The sequence below is a fragment of the Streptomyces sp. NPDC001700 genome (assembly GCF_053596435.1).
Genome location: NZ_JBSFGE010000084.1, coordinates 1 through 1,364, shown reverse-complemented (window position 1 = coordinate 1,364; position 1,364 = coordinate 1). Strand labels below are relative to the sequence as shown.

The following is a 1,364-nucleotide window of genomic DNA, read 5'->3' as shown; positions in this document are numbered from 1 at the left end:
TTCGGCAGCACCCTCTCCCGCAGCGCCATCACCATCTTGATGATGCCCGCCACACCGGCCGCGGCCTGCGTGTGCCCGATATTCGACTTGATCGAACCCAGCCACAGCGGCTGGTCCGCCTCGCGCTCCTGACCGTAGGTGGCAAGCAGAGCCTGCGCCTCGATCGGATCACCCAGCGTCGTCCCCGTGCCGTGGCCCTCTACGACCGTGACGTCCTGGGGCGAGAGCCGCGCGTTGGCGAGCGCCTGCCGGATGACGCGCTGCTGCGAGGGACCGTTCGGAGCCGTCAGACCATTCGACGCACCGTCCTGGTTGATCGCCGAACCCCGCACCACGGCCAGCACCTGGTGCCCGTTTCGGCGGGCGTCCGAAAGGCGCTCGACGAGCAGCACGCCGACGCCCTCGCCCCAGCCCATGCCGTCGGCGGCATCGGCGAACGGCTTGGACCGCCCGTCACGCGCCATACCCCGCTGACGGGCGAACTCGGTGAACGCCGTCGGCGTGCACATCACGGTGACGCCGCCGACGAGCGCCATGGAGCACTCGCCACCGCGCAGCGCCTGCGTCGCCATGTGGAGAGCCACCAGCGAGGAAGAGCAGGCGGCGTCGACGGACAGCGCGGGGCCTTCGAGGCCGAGGGTGTAGGAGACGCGGCCGGAGATCACACTCGTGGCCTCGCCGGTGACCACGTATCCCTCAAGCTCCTCGGGAACGTTGGTGCTCACGCCGTAACCCACGGAGTAGGCACCCGCGTAGACGCCGATGTCCTGACCACGGAGCGAGGTCGGGTCGATACCCGCTCGCTCCAGCGCCTCCCAAGAGGTTTCCAGGAACATCCGCTGCTGCGGGTCCATGGAGAGCGCCTCGCGGGGCGAGATACCGAAGAAGTCGGCGTCGAACCCAGTCGCGTCGTACACGAACGCGCCTTCGGTCGTGTACGAGGTCCCCGGCCGGTCGGGGTCGTGGTCGAAGAGGTTGTCGAGGTCCCAGCCGCGGTCGGTCGGGAAGTCCGCCATGGCGTCGCCGCCGCTGGTGACCAGGTGCCAGAGGTTCTCCGGGGAGTCGGCGCCCCCCGGGAATCGGCAGCTCATCGACACAATCGCGATCGGGTCGTCGTCGAGCTCGGTCCGGGTCGCCGCGGTGGCGGCCCAGGTGGGCTTCACGTCCCGCAGCTCGCCGGTGAGTTCGGTCCTGAGGTGGTCGGCGAGTGTGGCGGGGGTCGGGTAGTCGAAGACGAGTGTGGCCGGAAGCTTCAACCCCGTCGCGGAAGTCAGCAGGTTACGCAGCTCGACCGCCGTCAGCGAGTCGAACCCCAACTCCTTGAACGCCAGCTCCGCACCAACCGCCTCCGGCCCCGAATGCCC

Annotated in this window: 1 protein-coding gene; it reads right to left on the bottom strand. The window is 69.4% G+C overall.

Translation table 11 applies throughout. The features are described from left to right. The coding region (locus ACWC5C_RS42050; RefSeq protein WP_450884640.1) for a beta-ketoacyl synthase N-terminal-like domain-containing protein at window positions 1–1,364 on the bottom strand (1,364 nt) is incomplete at both ends.